The sequence below is a fragment of the Campylobacter sp. BCW_6468 genome (genome assembly GCF_001762865.1).
GTDB lineage: Bacteria > Campylobacterota > Campylobacteria > Campylobacterales > Campylobacteraceae > Campylobacter_D > Campylobacter_D jejuni.
This window is the reverse complement of sequence record NZ_MJXQ01000042.1, coordinates 144,837-161,438: the sequence shown is the minus strand read 5'-3', so window position 1 is coordinate 161,438 and position 16,602 is coordinate 144,837. Positions and strand designations below refer to the sequence as shown.

At 33.6% G+C, this 16,602-nt stretch carries 15 protein-coding genes, 2 tRNA genes and 3 rRNA genes; 4 read left to right on the top strand and 16 right to left on the bottom strand.

Annotated features, from left to right (window positions below; all coding sequences use genetic code 11):
* Positions 1 to 6: 6 nt before the first annotated feature.
* The 7 genes from rrf to AJ889_RS08580 all read right to left on the bottom strand — a co-directional run bounded on the left by rrf (position 7) and on the right by AJ889_RS08580 (position 7,996).
* Positions 7 to 123: ribosomal RNA gene (rrf, locus tag AJ889_RS08610) — 5S ribosomal RNA — on the bottom strand.
* 235 nt (positions 124 to 358) lie between these two features.
* Positions 359 to 3,265 (bottom strand): 23S ribosomal RNA (locus AJ889_RS08605).
* 534 nt (positions 3,266 to 3,799) lie between these two features.
* A tRNA-Ile gene (locus tag AJ889_RS08600) sits at positions 3,800 to 3,876 on the bottom strand.
* 8 nt (positions 3,877 to 3,884) lie between these two features.
* Positions 3,885 to 3,960: transfer RNA gene (locus tag AJ889_RS08595), tRNA-Ala, on the bottom strand.
* Between the two features lie 102 nt (positions 3,961 to 4,062).
* A 16S ribosomal RNA gene (locus AJ889_RS08590) occupies positions 4,063 to 5,575 on the bottom strand.
* Together the 16S, 23S and 5S rRNA genes with 2 tRNA genes alongside form the textbook arrangement of a ribosomal RNA operon.
* A 464-nt stretch (positions 5,576 to 6,039) precedes the next feature.
* The gene (locus AJ889_RS08585) at positions 6,040 to 6,777 is read right to left on the bottom strand and encodes a hypothetical protein (RefSeq protein WP_002867936.1); all 738 of its coding nucleotides are present in this window, start codon (positions 6,775 to 6,777) and stop codon (positions 6,040 to 6,042) included.
* On the bottom strand, positions 6,770 to 7,996 hold the full coding sequence (locus AJ889_RS08580) for a membrane protein (RefSeq protein WP_032584630.1): 1,227 nt from the start codon (positions 7,994 to 7,996) through the stop codon (positions 6,770 to 6,772). The genes AJ889_RS08585 and AJ889_RS08580 overlap by 8 nt, the downstream gene beginning before the upstream one ends.
* Before the next feature lie 126 nt (positions 7,997 to 8,122).
* On the opposite strand from AJ889_RS08580, the gene AJ889_RS08575 reads away from it, so the two are divergent.
* Positions 8,123 to 8,707 carry a YigZ family protein gene (locus tag AJ889_RS08575; protein ID WP_002860257.1) on the top strand — a complete coding sequence of 195 codons (585 nt, stop codon included), beginning with the start codon at positions 8,123 to 8,125 and terminating at the stop codon, positions 8,705 to 8,707.
* A gap of 43 nt (positions 8,708 to 8,750) precedes the next feature.
* Here the strand turns inward: AJ889_RS08575 and AJ889_RS08570 are convergent, their stop codons facing one another.
* The 6 genes from AJ889_RS08570 to AJ889_RS08545 all read right to left on the bottom strand — a co-directional run bounded on the left by AJ889_RS08570 (position 8,751) and on the right by AJ889_RS08545 (position 12,491).
* Positions 8,751 to 9,134: a hypothetical protein gene (locus AJ889_RS08570; protein ID WP_002860258.1), complete on the bottom strand. Its 384-nt coding sequence runs from the start codon at positions 9,132 to 9,134 to the stop codon at positions 8,751 to 8,753.
* 76 nt (positions 9,135 to 9,210) lie between these two features.
* On the bottom strand, positions 9,211 to 9,546 hold the full coding sequence (locus AJ889_RS08565) for a hypothetical protein (RefSeq protein WP_002859498.1): 336 nt from the start codon (positions 9,544 to 9,546) through the stop codon (positions 9,211 to 9,213).
* The gene (locus tag AJ889_RS08560; protein WP_032584629.1) at positions 9,536 to 11,113 is read right to left on the bottom strand and encodes an ABC-F family ATP-binding cassette domain-containing protein; all 1,578 of its coding nucleotides are present in this window, start codon (positions 11,111 to 11,113) and stop codon (positions 9,536 to 9,538) included. The genes AJ889_RS08565 and AJ889_RS08560 overlap by 11 nt, the downstream gene beginning before the upstream one ends.
* A gap of 122 nt (positions 11,114 to 11,235) precedes the next feature.
* Complete coding sequence (locus tag AJ889_RS08555; RefSeq protein ID WP_032584628.1) at positions 11,236 to 11,769, bottom strand: hypothetical protein; 534 nt, start codon at positions 11,767 to 11,769, stop codon at positions 11,236 to 11,238.
* Positions 11,769 to 12,029 carry a hypothetical protein gene (locus AJ889_RS08550; protein WP_002867938.1) on the bottom strand — a complete coding sequence of 87 codons (261 nt, stop codon included), beginning with the start codon at positions 12,027 to 12,029 and terminating at the stop codon, positions 11,769 to 11,771. The genes AJ889_RS08555 and AJ889_RS08550 overlap by 1 nt, the downstream gene beginning before the upstream one ends.
* A gap of 42 nt (positions 12,030 to 12,071) precedes the next feature.
* Positions 12,072 to 12,491, bottom strand: coding sequence for a hypothetical protein (locus AJ889_RS08545; RefSeq protein WP_002867939.1), 420 nt, complete (start codon positions 12,489 to 12,491; stop codon positions 12,072 to 12,074).
* Between the two features lie 166 nt (positions 12,492 to 12,657).
* Between AJ889_RS08545 and AJ889_RS08540 the strand changes: the two genes are divergently transcribed.
* Positions 12,658 to 12,867: a transcriptional regulator gene (locus tag AJ889_RS08540; RefSeq protein ID WP_002778401.1), complete on the top strand. Its 210-nt coding sequence runs from the start codon at positions 12,658 to 12,660 to the stop codon at positions 12,865 to 12,867.
* A 60-nt stretch (positions 12,868 to 12,927) separates the two neighbouring features.
* Positions 12,928 to 13,884 carry a membrane protein gene (locus AJ889_RS08535; RefSeq protein WP_002859494.1) on the top strand — a complete coding sequence of 319 codons (957 nt, stop codon included), beginning with the start codon at positions 12,928 to 12,930 and terminating at the stop codon, positions 13,882 to 13,884.
* Between the two features lie 4 nt (positions 13,885 to 13,888).
* On the opposite strand, the gene AJ889_RS08530 is transcribed toward AJ889_RS08535, so the two are convergent.
* On the bottom strand, positions 13,889 to 14,461 hold the full coding sequence (locus AJ889_RS08530) for a YceI family protein (protein ID WP_002855621.1): 573 nt from the start codon (positions 14,459 to 14,461) through the stop codon (positions 13,889 to 13,891).
* A gap of 73 nt (positions 14,462 to 14,534) precedes the next feature.
* Entirely contained in the window at positions 14,535 to 14,897 is a 363-nt protein-coding gene (locus AJ889_RS08525) for an HIT family protein (protein ID WP_002855609.1), read from the bottom strand.
* 107 nt (positions 14,898 to 15,004) lie between these two features.
* Between AJ889_RS08525 and AJ889_RS08520 the strand changes: the two genes are divergently transcribed.
* Complete coding sequence (locus tag AJ889_RS08520; protein WP_002859493.1) at positions 15,005 to 15,709, top strand: putative metalloprotease CJM1_0395 family protein; 705 nt, start codon at positions 15,005 to 15,007, stop codon at positions 15,707 to 15,709.
* Between the two features lie 105 nt (positions 15,710 to 15,814).
* On the opposite strand, the gene AJ889_RS08515 is transcribed toward AJ889_RS08520, so the two are convergent.
* Positions 15,815 to 16,510, bottom strand: coding sequence for a hypothetical protein (locus AJ889_RS08515; RefSeq protein WP_002867793.1), 696 nt, complete (start codon positions 16,508 to 16,510; stop codon positions 15,815 to 15,817).
* Positions 16,511 to 16,602 lie beyond the last annotated feature (92 nt).

Sequence of the window (16,602 nt, the reverse complement as noted above, 5' to 3'; positions counted from 1 at the left end):
TTAACAAGTCCGCAATGAGCTACTTTCCCCCTGCCAGTAAGGCGTAGTATCATCACCCACGATGTGCTTAGCTTCTTGGTTCGGGATGGAGCAAGGCGTTTCCACATCTGTATAATCACGGACATTGTTATTTAAATATTCTTTGAAAAATTGAATTTAAGAATAAAACTTAATCTTTTATTCTCTTTCTTCTTTTCTTATCTTTTATCTTTGATAAGTTTTTATATAGAATACTTAAAAAACAATGTTAAGAGCAAGTTCTAATACAAACTTTACTTGAAAGATTTCTATTAAACTCTAAATATTATCTATATTCAAAGTCTTCTTAAAAACCTTAACAAGGAAGTGATGCTTTATTAAAGATAAGCCAAACGCTCTATTAGTACTGGTCAGCTAAAGGACTTTCATCCATTACACACCCAGCCTATCAAACTAGTAGTCTTCTAGAGAGCTTAGAGAAGATTCATCTTAGAGTTGGCTTCACGCTTAGATGCTTTCAGCGTTTATCCTTTCCAAACTTAGCTACGCTGCGATGCTCTTGGCAGAACAACAGCTACACCAGTGGTTTGTTCAACCCGGTCCTCTCGTACTAGGGTCAAATCTCTTCAATCTTCTTACGCCCACGGCAGATAGGGACCGAACTGTCTCACGACGTTCTGAACCCAGCTCGCGTACCGCTTTAAATGGCGAACAGCCATACCCTTGGGACCTGCTCCAGCCCCAGGATGCGATGAGCCGACATCGAGGTGCCAAACCTCCCCGTCGATGTGAGCTCTTGGGGGAGATCAGCCTGTTATCCCCGGGGTACCTTTTATCCTTTGAGCGATGGCCCTTCCACACAGAACCACCGGATCACTAAGACCGACTTTCGTCTCTGCTTGACTTGTATGTCTTGCAGTTAAGCTGGCTTATACCTTTATACTCTACGAACGATTTCCAACCGTTCTGAGCCAACCTTTGTAAGCCTCCGTTATTATTTGGGAGGCGACCGCCCCAGTCAAACTACCCACCAGACATTGTCCCACTTGAGGATAACTCAAGCTGGTTAGCTACCCAAATAAGAAAGAGTGGTATCTCAACAATGGCTCATATACAACTGGCGTCATATACTCAAAGCCTCCCACCTATCCTGCACATTCTTATCCAAGTAGCAGTGTCAAGCTGTAGTAAAGGTCCACGGGGTCTTTCCGTCTTGCCGCGGGTAGGAGGAATTTTCACCTCCACTACAATTTCACTGGATCCCTCTTTGAGACAGCTCCCATCTCGTTACGCCATTCATGCAGGTCGGTATTTAACCGACAAGGAATTTCGCTACCTTAGGACCGTTATAGTTACGGCCGCCGTTTACTCGGGCTTCGATCAAGAGCTTCGCTAATGCTAACCCCATCAATTAACCTTCGAGCACCGGGCAGGCGTCACACCCTATACATCCTCTTACGAGTTAGCAGAGTGCTGTGTTTTTGGTAAACAGTCGGGAGGGACTCTTTGTTGTAAGTTTCCTTGCTTTCGGAGTAAATCCTAATACAAAGCTAACCACACCTTATACCGAAGATACGGTGCTATTTTGCAGAGTTCCTTAAAGAGAGTTCTTCCACGCGCCTTAGAATACTCATCCCACCCACCTGTGTCGGTTTACGGTACGGGCAACATTAGCTAAACTTAGAAACTTTTCTTGGCTCGACGGCATCAGGGGTTCTTCTATCCATCCGAAGACTTCAAAAAGCCTTTCAGTTCTCGGAGTATTGTTATACGGATTTGCCTGTACAACCTCCTACGACCTTAGACTAGCACTTCCATCCGCTAGCCCCCTTAGCCCTAAGCGTCCTTCCATCGCACACTAATGTTGGTATTGGAATATTAACCAATTTGCCATCGTCTACCCCTTTCGGACTCGACTTAGGACCCGACTAACCCTACGATGACGAGCATCGCGTAGGAAACCTTGGGTTTACGGCGTTAATGATTCTCACATTAATTATCGCTACTCATGCCTGCATGCTCACTTCTATTCGCTCCAGCACTCCTTACCGGTATACCTTCGACGCAAATAGAACGCTCTCCTACCACTTAGTAAACTAAGTCTACAGCTTCGGTACTTACTTTAGCCCCGTTATATTTTCCGCGCAAAATCACTAGACCAGTGAGCTATTACGCTTTCTTTAAAGGATGGCTGCTTCTAAGCCAACCTCCTGGTTGTTTAAGTAACTTCACATCGTTTTCCACTTAAGTAAGATTTAGGGACCTTAGCTGGTAGTCTGGGTTGTTTCCCTCTTGACGACGGATTTTATCACTCGCCGCCTGACTGCTGTGATTACATATAAGGTATTCGGAGTTTGATAGGGTTTGGTACATTGGTGTATGCCCTAGCCCATTCAGTGCTCTACCCCCTTATATTACGACACAACGCTATACCTAAATATATTTCGGAGAGAACCAGCTATCACGAAGTTTGATTGGCCTTTCACCCCTATCCACAAGTCATCCCGGGGCTTTTCAACGCCTATGGGTTCAGTCCTCCACTAGTTCTTACACTAGCTTCAACTTGCTCATGGATAGATCACTTCGTTTCGGGTCTGCAGCATCTGACTAAGCGCCCTATTCAGACTCGCTTTCGCTACGGCTTCGCGTTTGCTTAACCTTGCCAGACACCACAACTCGCAGGCTCATTATGCAAAAGGCAGTCCATCACCCTGTATTGCTACATAGGGCTCTGAATGATTGTAAGCAAATGGTTTCAGGTTCTATTTCACTCTGATCACCTCAGTTCTTTTCACCTTTCCCTCACGGTACTTGTGCACTATCGATCTGGTATTAGTATTTAGGGTTGGATCGTGGTCGACCCGGATTCAGACAGGATTCCTCGTGTCCCGCCCTACTCAGGATACTGCTAGCTAAGGTTTGTTTTTCGCATACGGGACTATCACCCTCTATGGTTATACTTTCCAGAATGTTCTGCTAAACTTACCTCTTGCACATTGCAGTCCTACAACCCCCAGTGCAAGCACTGGGTTTGCCCTCTTGCGCTTTCGCTCGCCGCTACTGACGCAATCTCTATTGATTTCTTTTCCTGAGGGTACTAAGATGTTTCAATTCCCCTCGTTCGCTCCTATATAGGTAATGTATATCTCTATACATTGGGTTGCCCCATTCGGAAATCTACGGATCAAAGCTTCTTGACAGCTCCCCGTAGCTTATCGCAGTCTAGTACGTCCTTCATCGCCTTTACCAGTCAAGGCATCCACCATTCGCTCTTAGTAGCTTACCTTTTTTACCTTTTATTATTGATTCTAAAACGCATCACTTCCTTGTTAAAGTTTTTATGATAAGACTTCTTTATCTTAAGACGGAAAGCATTCAAACACTTAATATAAAACTAAATGATTTAGTCTCAACTAAGCAGTGAGTTTGAAACTTGTCTTTAATTTATAATCCTTAAATCTAATATTCTCTTTATTCATAGAAGAGAAGACAGCTAAAAGTAAGTTAAACTAAAGAAAAGATAAATAGGTTTTATCCTTTAACAAGTCCTGTAAAATTGTTTTTATTAAAACTTGCTTGTGACTCTTAACAATGATAATTAAAAAGAACATTTAGGTTTAAAACCTAAAGGAAGTATATATATTAACATAATCATTATAAATATAAATGCATAATGTATATGCTACTTATATCTATTAAAGTATATTCTTTTATAGTTAAAGATAAAAAATAAATCTAAGTATAGAGTTTATATTTTATATTTAATCTATTTTATATACTTGCTTTAGATTTTAAAGCTTCTTTATTCAAATCTTTTTTATGGTGGGCCTAACAAGACTTGAACTTGTGACCTCACCCTTATCAGGGGTGCACTCTAACCAGCTGAGCTATAGGCCCTTAATAAATGGTGGAGAATAGCGGGATCGAACCGCTGACCTCCTGCGTGCAAAGCAGGCGCTCTCCCAGCTGAGCTAATTCCCCATAAACAATTAGCTTTATCATCAATCTTTGAAATCTAAACAAGAATCAATTGAGTTTATATATTGAAGTAATAGTTGTGAGACTTATTACTTTGTACTCTAGAAAGGAGGTGATCCAACCGCAGGTTCTCCTACGGTTACCTTGTTACGACTTCACCCCAGTCGCTGATTCCACTGTGGACGGTAACTAGTTTAGTATTCCGGCTTCGAGTGAAATCAACTCCCATGGTGTGACGGGCGGTGAGTACAAGACCCGGGAACGTATTCACCGTAGCATGGCTGATCTACGATTACTAGCGATTCCGGCTTCATGCTCTCGAGTTGCAGAGAACAATCCGAACTGGGACATATTTTATAGATTTGCTCCACCTCGCGGTATTGCGTCTCATTGTATATGCCATTGTAGCACGTGTGTCGCCCTGGGCATAAGGGCCATGATGACTTGACGTCGTCCACACCTTCCTCCTCCTTACGAAGGCAGTCTATTTAGAGTGCTCGGCCGAACCGTTAGCAACTAAATACGTGGGTTGCGCTCGTTGCGGGACTTAACCCAACATCTCACGACACGAGCTGACGACAGCCGTGCAGCACCTGTCTCTAAGTTCTAGCAAGCTAGCACCCTCTTATCTCTAAAAGGTTCTTAGGATATCAAGCCCAGGTAAGGTTCTTCGCGTATCTTCGAATTAAACCACATGCTCCACCGCTTGTGCGGGTCCCCGTCTATTCCTTTGAGTTTTAATCTTGCGACCGTACTCCCCAGGCGGTACACTTAATGCGTTAGCTGCATTACTGAGATGACTAGCACCCCAACAACTAGTGTACATCGTTTAGGGCGTGGACTACCAGGGTATCTAATCCTGTTTGCTCCCCACGCTTTCGCGCCTTAGCGTCAGTTGAGTTCCAGCAGATCGCCTTCGCAATGGGTATTCTTGGTGATATCTACGGATTTTACCCCTACACCACCAATTCCATCTGCCTCTCCCTCACTCTAGACTATCAGTTTCCCAAGCAGTTTAATGGTTAAGCCATTAGATTTCACAAGAGACTTGATAATCCGCCTACGCGCCCTTTACGCCCAGTGATTCCGAGTAACGCTTGCACCCTCCGTATTACCGCGGCTGCTGGCACGGAGTTAGCCGGTGCTTATTCCTTAGGTACCGTCAGAATTCTTCCCTAAGAAAAGGAGTTTACGCTCCGAAAAGTGTCATCCTCCACGCGGCGTTGCTGCGTCAGGGTTTCCCCCATTGCGCAATATTCCCTACTGCTGCCTCCCGTAGGAGTCTGGACCGTGTCTCAGTTCCAGTGTGACTGATCATCCTCTCAGACCAGTTAAGCGTCATAGCCTTGGTAAGCCATTACCTTACCAACTAGCTGATACTATATAGTCTCATCCTACACCGAAAAACTTTCCCTACTCAACTTGTGTTAAGCAGGAGTATAGAGTATTAGCAGTCGTTTCCAACTGTTGTCCTCTTGTGTAGGGCAGATTAACTATACCTTACTCACCCGTGCGCCACTAATCCACTTCTAGCAAGCTAGAAGCTTCATCGTTCGACTTGCATGTATTAGGCACGCCGCCAGCGTTCACTCTGAGCCAGGATCAAACTCTCCATAAAAATTATAGATAGTTTAATCTTTTTCTTCAAAGAAAAAGTTATGAAAGATTAAAAGAAAAACTTTTAATCTTTTTAATTATTAGATTGAATAGATTTTACATAATTACTTATGCCTAAATCTTTCTGGCTCAATCGATCACTTATTTAGATTTCAAAGATTGACTAATAAGATTTGAATAACAATACTAAGTTAAAAGAACAAAACAAAAAATCATTTTTAAAAGAAAAGTTTTTAAATTAAAAAACAAGATTTATAAAAAAGCTTTTAGTTTATAAGACAAAAACCAAAAGAGTTAATTTATAAAATCTACTAAGCTAGTGAAACTTTATAATTTAAAAGATTTTAAGTCCTTTTTTCAAAAAAAGGAAATGAAAGTATAACCAATTAAACTTAAAAGGGGATTAAACAAAGGATTAAATAGTATAAATATTTGTGTAAGTATTTATATTAAGTATAATGGGGGCTATATTTTAGAGCACTCGTAATTTTTATTTTTTATACTAACAAATTGACTTTTAAGTGTTTTAAAATCTGGAATATAAGCATAACCGCTAAGCGTATCTATAACGATACAAAGAGCATGCTTTTTTGATAACAAACGTATAATGCAATCTGAATTATTCTTTGCTAAAGTTTTTTCATATGCATAATTGGCATTTTTTAACGGAGAATACACTCTGCCCATTTCATCAAATACTAATCTAGTAAATCCTGAACAAGATCCTTTGAATTCAACCTTTTCTATTCCGAATCTTTTTGTAAGATTAAATCTTTGTGTAGTTTTTTCATCATCTTTACTAATAACTCCACTTTGACCTGAATTCATTAATTTGTTATGATTGATTACATCAACAGCAATTTCTCTATCTATATTGATTTCAGTTTTACCTAAATTAGCATTTCCATCGCCATTTTTATCCAAGAAAATAGTATATGTTTGATCATAACCTGTGGCAGCTGATTTTATAAAATAAATCTGCCACCTACTTTTAAACCACTCTCTTTTTGCGATAGCCAACTCATCAACTCTTATACCTTCTTGCATCATGGCTAAACTTTGGGTATATTGGATATCATTAAGAATTTGTATTGCGCCTTCTAGTAAATTGTCTTTTTTTAAGTAAAGACTGCCTAAATTAAAAACTATACCTAAAATAAGAATTATAAACACAAATTCTAACAAACTGAAAGCTTTAATCATAGTTTAAAATCTGATATACTTTTTCATATTTTCCAAGTTTTACTTTAACAATTTTTTTGTCCATATCATACTTATCGGCTTGTTTTAAAGCTTTTAAATAAAACTTATTGCTATTTTTTATTCCATAAAATCGCAATCTTTTTTGCAAACTTGGGGCTGTTGCAAGCTCTAAAACATCTTGTTTTTTTAATGCTAGCGCCAATTCTTTAGTAAAATGATAATTATTGGCAAAATGACGATTTGGATTGTTTATAAAATAATACAATAATTGATTAGCGACGATTAAAAAGTAACAAAATATCAAAAAAATTATAGAACATTCTATAAAGATTTTATACCTTAATCGAAAAACTGGTAATCTCACCCTATAACTTTGCATTAAAGTTTTTATAAGCAAAGGAGTGCAAATAACACAAAAAGGCAAAAAATCATCTAAAAAAAGTTTTTGTCTTAAAGAAAGCAACAAACAAAATACAAATGTTACGCTCATTAAAAACCATAATAAATTTTTATATTTCTGAAAAGTCAAACGATAAATAGTATAAAAAAAATACGCAAAAACCAAAGGAGAAAAACATGCAGCAAAAATTCCTAAAGTATCTAAAAAATAACCTCTTGGACGACCACCTGTATCAAAACCATAAAAACTGATACTCGCTCCAAACAAAACAAGAGATAAGGTAAATAAAATAGCATTTCTTTTATAAATCCCAAAAAAGAAAAAAGTTAAAAATAAAATATTAAAAGATTTATCAACAAATAATACTATAATCAATAATATATAAAAAAGCCATTTTTTTTCATATTCGTAAGCACATAATATAGCAAGGGTTAAAAAAATCACCAAAGATGCGGCATTAACCAGTAAAGCACTTGCAACAGTACCCGGCAATAAAACAAATAACAATAAAGAAAAAAAAGCATCAATTTTAGTTTTAGTATATTTTAAAGCTAGCAAATACAAAAGCAAACAACTTAAAAAATGAAAAAATAAAAAAGGAAGCCTTAAACCAAAATCATTTTGCCCAAAAATAAAAGTTCCAAAATGAGATATATAATAAAGCAAACTATGGGAAAAAATAAGTGATTTACCCTGCTCACCAAAATAAATATCAGCTTCATCAGCACTAATACTCAGTGTTGAAATTCCATAAAGCAAAGCCAACAAATCAAGACTAAGTAAAATGATGATAAGTTTATAATTTTTGATTTTTTCCATAATGAAAATTTTACAAAATTAAACTTAAAATATCAATGCAAATCATACAAATATCAAATATCTTAAAAATTAACATCAAATTGATTTTAGTTTTTATAAGTATAATTTTAAACAAAAAAGGCAAAAATGCAAACTATTGATCAAATTTTTCAAACACAAATCGATATTAAAAAATCTACTTTCTTATCTTTTCTTTGCCCTTTTAAAGATTTTAAATTTTTAATAGAAACACTAAAAAAAGAACATCCAAAAGCCGTTCATTTTGTCTATGCTTATCGTGTTTTAAATGATTTTAATCAAATTGCAGAAGATAAAAGTGATGATGGAGAGCCTAAAGGAACTTCTGGAATGCCAACTTTAAATGTTCTAAGGGGCTATGATCTTATCAATGCGGCTTTAATCACTGTAAGATATTTTGGCGGTATAAAACTTGGTACAGGGGGACTTGTAAGAGCCTATAGTGATGCGGCAAATGCCGTGATCAATAATTCTTCTTTACTTTCATTTGAATTGAAAAAAAATATAACCATTGCTATTGATTTAAAAAATTTAAATCGTTTTGAACATTTTTTAAAAACTTATTCTTTTAATTTCACAAAAGATTTTAAGGATTGCAAAGCTATATTACATATCAAATTAAATGAAAAAGAGGAGCAAGAATTTGAAATTTTTTGTAAAAATTTTGCACCTTTTGAAATAGAGAAATTATAAATTCTTGCAAGTAAATACAAAAGCTCCAAAATGGAGCTTTTGATTAAATTGCGTTCAATAAATCATTTAACAAAGTATTATTCTTACTTTGTTCATTTGCACCTTGTTGCGCAAGATCATTGTGAACGCTAGCACTTTGAGCTCTCATAGACAACTCGCCTTCATTTTGTCTAAAACGATAAGCGTAAACATTTGACATTTGAGCATAATTACTTAAATTTGAATTTGAGTTTTGCGCATTGCTTTGAAAACTATTGCTAGAATTTAAAGCATCTCCGCTTGACTTCTCATCCGCCTTATTTAATATATCCATAAAATCAGAATTTCCAGATGAAGAATAATCTTCAACCTGTTTATCCACCTGTTTATACTGACCACTAATAGCATCGTATTCATACGAGCTGATCGTTCTATAATTTACCTGCATAGTTTTCTCCTTTCAAAATATGCAAAAACTATACAAGCAAAAAGTATTCCTTTTTTTATGTAAAAATTAATGTTTTTCAATCATGATGAGTAGGCAAATGCTCCACATCAAGCTCATTATTGGCTATAAATTCTTCCTTGGCTTTTTTACAGTTTTCATCACGCATTTTGCGGTATTCATTGCGAATCGTGATTTCTTTATCGCTTAGAGGTCTATCTTCTAAAAAACTGATATGAAAATAAGTATCATCGCTCTTTGAATAAGTTTTATAAAAATCTATATAATCAAAATAATCCTTGCCATTATCAAACTCTACGACTTCTTCTATATAAATCGTAGGCCCAAAACCCTTGTGATTTTGCGTATAGTGCCCAAAACCTGCGCTGTATTGAATTCTAAATTTAGCCATCATTTTCTCCTAAAAATTCTTGATAAGTTCCACGAAAATCTGTAAGCTTACCATTTTCTAAATGCCAAATTCTATTAGCAAAAGCAGAAACTAACTCCCTATCGTGGCTGATACAAAGCACTACACCTTTGAAATTATACAAAGCTTCACCTAATGCAATAATACTTTCAAGATCTAAATGGTTATCAGGTTCGTCTAAAAGCAAGAAATTCGGACGCTCTAGCATTAAACGAGAAAGCATTAAACGATGTTTTTCACCCCCACTTAAACTTGCTGCCATTTTTTCTTGATCGCTGCCACTAAAAAGCATTCTACCTAAACACTTGCGGATTTCATCTAGATCTTTAAATTTTTCACTCATCAGCCATTCATAAAGTTTCAAATTTTCACAAATTAAATTACTTGCATCTTGAGGAAAATATCCAAGCTCTATAGTTGCCCCAAGATGTATAGATCCACTATCTGGATTTATAGCATTGGCGATGATTTTTGCCAAAGTACTTTTGCCCACACCATTTGCCCCGATCAAAGCGATTTTATCATTTTTTTCTATTTTTAGCTCCAAATTTGAAAACAATTGTTTATCATAAGCCTTGCCTATACCTTTAAATTCTAAAACTTCATTACCTATTTCACGATTGGTTCTAAAAACTATGCTAGGATCTCTACGGCTTGAAATTTTAATCTCTTCAAGCTCTAGTTTTTCAAGTGCCTTAGCACGGCTTGTGGCTTGTTTTGCCTTAGAAGCATTTGCGCTAAAACGGCGAATGAAATTTTCTAATTCTTCTCTTTCTTTTAAGGTTTTATCACGTTTAAGCTCAGCTTGTTTTGCCAAAAGCGTTGAAGCCATATACCAATCATCGTAATTTCCCGCAAAATCACGAATTTGTTTAAAATCCACATCTAAAATCCTTGTGCAAATTTTATTTAAAAAATGTCTATCATGAGAGATAACAACCAAAGTTCCTTCATGTCTTAAAAGCTCATTTTCAAGCCAAAAAATCGCCTCTAAATCAAGGTTATTTGTAGGCTCATCTAAAAAAAGCACATCCGCACCCAAAAACAAAACTTGAGCTAGTAAGACTTTAAATTTATCCGCACTTTGCAAGGTGCTCATCAAAGCATCAAAATCTTTAATCTTTAAAGAACTTAAAATTTTTTCACAACGCGTTTCACAATCATAATTTGGATCTTCTTCAGCCGTTATTATCTCAAGCTCACCTAAACGCTCATTGATCTCATCTGTAAATTCCTCGCTCATATAAAGCTTTTCTTTTTCTTTTAAGGTCTCATATAAACGCTTATTTGCACACATCACTGCATCTTTGATGGTGTAGTTTTCAAAAGCAAATTGATCCTGTCCTAAAACTGCGATTTTTAAACCTTCATCAAATACTATTTCACCACTACTCGACTCAATTTCTCCTGAAAGAATTTTCAAAAAAGTCGATTTTCCCGCACCATTAGCACCGATAAGTCCGTATCTTTGTCCTCGAACAAGTTTTAAATTAACATTTTCAAATAAAAGCTGATTTGCAAAACGCATAGTAAGATTTTTTACTTCAACCATGATTTTCCTTAAATTTTTTACTTATAAAAATTTTTAAGAAATTGTATCAAAAAAAGACTTGAAATTAATTAAGTATAAATTTTATATAGACAATGAAAATAAAATTTCATTGTCAAAATAAATTAATAATCTAAAAGTTCTACAAAAACTTGCTTTTTATCATCACTAAATCTAGCACTATAAGAAATTTGAGTTTCGCATTCCCCTCCATCAAATAAAACTCCTTTTAAAGTACCTCTTGAATATTTTTCTCGCATTTCATTAGGCATTTGTGGATAAGTAAATTTTAACTGACCCATACAAAAACTAGTTTTTTTATCCTTGCTATCTTTGGTTATAAAACTTTCAAAAGAAGTATAAACCACTTCATTGGCATAATCTTTCAAATCAAGCAAAGGTTTAAAATGCGCCCTTAAAACCCCAAGCGTATCTGTAGATAATGCAGCCTCTAAATCCCTTATATCCATACCATTAGAATTTATCCTTAACGCCCTTAAGGATTGTTCATTTAAACCGTATTCAACATAAACCCATTCATCATTATCCAAAATACTTTTTAGTGTAAGCTTAACATCTTCATCATCGCATTTTGGCTTATTGTTAAAACATCCTGTAAATAAAAAAACAAACATCAAACTTAATAAAATATTTTTCATTATTTCTCCATTATTATTTTAATAAATTCTATGATTTCATCATTTTTAGCACCATCTTGCCCCAAAAGACTTTTTAGTAAATCCGAGCTAAGCTGTGGAGGAAATATAAGATAAGAATTTATTGGAAAACCATTTGATTTTAAGCCTATGCAAAATTGTTCATCTTTATTTGTGTATGCTTTTCCTGCAACAATTTGATAGGTATCTTTCTCATAAAGTAAGGTAGGCTCTACTTCAAAAGGTGTATATTTTTCACTCATTTTCATCTCCATTCTTTCATTGGTTTTAAAATAAAATAATCATCACTGTATGATATTTGCAATTTTTTCATAATTTTGTTTGCGAAGTTTTTTACCTACTAAAAACATATCTACAATCCACCAAATAGTCCAATTGACTATCACTAATATATATGCTATGTTCTGCAAAGATTTACTTGCAACAATATTAAAAATTATTGGAATAATCACAAATGCTAAACGCACAAAACCTAAAACCATATCACCTATCATAAAACGCCCTACTCCAAAAGGGCCAAATAAAAAAGTTCCTACCCAAAACACCAAAGCAGGGCTTTTTAGTTTAAGCATAGGAAGTTGATTTAACACATCTTTTTTTCTTTCTTCGCTTAAGCGTTCAAATTTTTCTTTTAGCGTAATTGCCGCTAAACCATCTCTTGGTAACTTATCGCCAATATTAGAAAGAACTGAATTAAAATCCATAACTTCTCCTTGAAAATTAAAAAATATCTCGAATTATTCCATACTATAACTTAATTAATATTGAAATATTAAATATATTTTATATAAAAGATTGAATATTTCAAGTGTTTTTAATAAAGAAATTTTAATGTAAAATTTTTTAAAGGCTAAATTTTTAAGGTAAAAAATGACAAAAAAGAGCAAGCGTGATATGGCATATGAACTAGACATTGATGTTAGCACTTTATATAATTGGAGAAAATATAAACCCAATTTATATCGTATTGTTATGCTTGGCTTTAAATTTGATGAACTTTTAGAAAATAGCAAAAAAACTCATGAAGAATTGCTTCATATAGAACAAACCATACAAGATGAAATTGCTAAATTTAAATAAAACCCGCTTTTAAGCTTTTTTCTATACAATTATCACTTTTATTAAAATCAAGGATTTGAAATGTTTTTATTAGATTTTTTAATATCATTGAGTTTTATTTTTGAAATTTCAGCTCTTGTGCTATCCTTTTACTTTAAAAATTCAAAAATTTTCTTTTTGACTTTAGTATTACTAGGAGCTAAGCTGCCTTATTTTTATACAAGTTTTTTTCAAGCTAATTTATTTGTGGCTTTGTTTTTACCTATGATTTTTACTCTATTTTGCCTTGGAAAACATCATGTTTTAATTTTAAATAAAAAAAATATCGCCTCAATTACAACCCTTATTTTTATAGGCGTTTTAAGCATCATTTTACCTAGAAATACTACTTTCAATAGCGCTGGTTTAGAATTCCATTTTATTACATTAAATTTTTTTAAACCTGTGAGTGAATTAGGATTTTTATTTTTTTTAGTCGGCTTAATACTCATTTTTATCAAAACTTTTAAAACTAAAGAATATTATCTTCTTATCGCATTTTTTGCTGCATATTTTCAGTTTTTATTCCAAGAAGGAACAGGAATAAGATATTTTGAATTTGCAAGTTTGGTTTTTTGTTTTTATCTTTTAAATCACGCTTATAGGTTAGCTTTTTTTGACACCTTAACAAAGCTACCCAATGAAAAAAGCCTTACACGCTTTACAAAAGGAAAAAACAACTATATCATTGCCTTGCTTCATTTTAATGAACTAAAAGATACCAAAGAAAGCTATACCAAACTCATTTTAAAACAAATTGCAAAAATTTTAAAACGCTTTAGAGCAAAAATTTTTATCGTAGAAAATGATTTTATTTTAATTTTTAATGATAAAAATCAAGCTTTAAATCATCTTGCTTTTTTAGAATCCACCTTGAAAAACACGGAATTTAATTTAGAAAATGAAAATTTTAAACCGGATTTTAAATTGATTTGGCAAGAAAGTGAAGAAAATTTGGATAAAAATTTACAAAGTCTAAGAGCAAGACTCTTAGACTAAAAAATTATTTTTCGTTCGCTTCAACTTCGATATTTAAATTAATATCATCACTTAAAGTAATAGTTGAAGTACTTGTTGCAAATTTAAAATCAGAGCGTTTGATTTTTCCATTTAAAGAAAATCCTATTTTTTCTTTTCCATCTTTGCCTTTAGCTACACCGCCGATTTCAGCATCTAAAACGATATCTTTAGAAACTCCAGCTATAGTTAAAGTTCCTGTCATTTTGCCTTTTTCATTATCGATTTTTTCATATTTTTTCATTGTAAAAGTCATATCAGGATATTTTTTTGCTTTGAAAAAATCATCTTGTTGTAAGTGATTATCTCTTGTTTGATTTTCTGTATTTACAGATGCGATTTTTATAGTTACATCAAGCTTTTTAAATTCAGCACTCGCAGGATCAAAATCAATCACCGCAGAATAATCTTTGAAATTTCCTTTTACATTGCTAATTTGTAAATGTTTGATTTTAAAACCTACATCTGTATGTGCTTTATCTAAAGTATATTCTTTAGCAAACAAACCTGTGCTTAACAAAGACACCGCAACCAATGAACTCAATAAAACTTTTTTCATTTTTTTCCTTTTTTATAGTAATTTTCAATATAAAAATTTTATTAGATAAAACATAACAAATCATTAATAAAAATCAAAAAATTTTACTATTTAAAAATTTTACAAATTCTTCAAATTTAGGCAAATCAAGCTTTATTGTTTCTCTTTGCTGTTTTCCCCACATACACTCTGGAAAAAACGCATCTTCTTTAAATCTTGCCATAACATGAAAATGCACCCTTGGCACATAATTTGCAAAAGAGGCGATATTGATTTTTTCAGGTTTGTAAAATTCTATCATAGCCTTTTCACAAAGTAAAATTTTTTCAAAAAGTTCCTTTTGCAACTCTAAAGGACAATCGCTAAATTCTTTATAAATTTCTTTAGTAAAAATTTTAAGCCAAGGCACTTGAGCCTCCTCTTTCTCTATATAAATCAAATCATTTTCATAAATCATTACATTCCTTTGAAATTGTATTTATGATTATTTTACAAAATTTATCAAATTTTTAAGTCAAAATGCGTTAAAATTCCTAAAAATTTAAAAAACAAAAAGGAGGATAAATGCAAATTAGTTCAAGTTATAACTCTTATGATTACTACTCTAGCAAACCTTCTTTTGATAAAACAAATCAATCTGATTCCACTCAAAAAGATGAAAAAAATCTTAGTGAAAATAAAGATGATAAAGAAAAAAATGGCGAACAAACCCAAATGGTTAATGGCGTAGAGCTAAGCCAAAAAGAAGTAGCTCAAGTTCGCGAACTCCAAAGTATCGATAGAAATGTAAAGGCTCATGAAGCTGCGCATCAAGCAGCGGGTGGCGGCTTAGCAGGTGCTGCAAGTTTTACTTATACAAGAGGCCCTGATAATCAAATGTATGCTACAGCGGGTGAAGTTCCTATCAGCATGCAAAAAGGAAACACACCAGAAGAAACTATAGCCAATGCAAGACAAATCGCAGCAGCAGCTATGGCTCCTGCTGATCCTAGCCCACAAGACTATAAAGTTGCAGCAAATGCTGCAAAAATGGAATTTGAAGCAAGAGCTGAAGCAATGAAGCTTAAAGCCGAAGAAGCCAAAGAAAAAGAAGAAGAAAATAAAGAAAAAGATGACAAAAATTCAGAAAATAGCTTAGAAAAAACAGATAAAGATTCAAAAAACAACGATAAAAATTCAAATTTTGATAAAGACTTTAAAAATTTTGTTGCTAGAACTTATCAACAAAACTCACAAAATAACGACATTAAATTCAATATCGCATCTTAAAATTCTTAATTTAAATAAAAAATTTCCTTATAAAAACGATGACTTGAATTTGTATGTTAAGATATTTAACATTTTTTCTTTTTTATAATTTAAATTTTTGCATTTTCAAGCTTTTATATCTATACTTTTTGGTGCAGAATTTAAAGAAAGAATTTTATTAAATTCTCCTGCATCATCATCACTAAATTTCACACCAAAAAGAATTTCCAATTCTTTACTAGTGCTAAATTTACCTTCTAATAGTTTTTTTACAAGCTCGTTTCTTGTATTATCATCTTTGTAAGTTTCTTTGTTTTTACTTTCTGCTTGTATAGGTTTGAAAGCTTCTTTGTCTTCTTTTTGATTGTTTTTATTAGTTAAGAACCTATCTATATCTTCTTGAGTAAGTGGCTTACCAAGTTCATTAAAGAATTGTTTTTCTCTTTGTGCCCTTTCAGCACCCCATATTTTCTCAAATTCATTCATACTTGTAAGAGTTTTTAAAAGATCAACTTTTCGTTTATGAAGTGCGGACAAATCTACGCCTTCTGTAAGATAGTCTGTGCCAAATTTATTAAGTATTTTTATTTCATCCTTGCTTAGTCTATCTTCCATATATCTTTTATATAAAGAGTTTTCTACTTCTTTTACATCAGGAGATCCATTATAGCCATTTTCTTCTTTAAATTTTTCAAGATCTCCAAATTTTTTTATTATGGATTCATAATAAGCATCATCATCATTTTTAAGCACAGCTTTTTTATTGCTTGTGTTATTATTTGGATAATTGATATTTGTATATTGAGTATCAAAATTTACCATAGAAAACCCTTTTTTTATGATATTTTATTAAAATAATCTTGGATTCCAACCACCAAGAGCAGACTACATTTGCCTTTTTGTATAATTGTAGC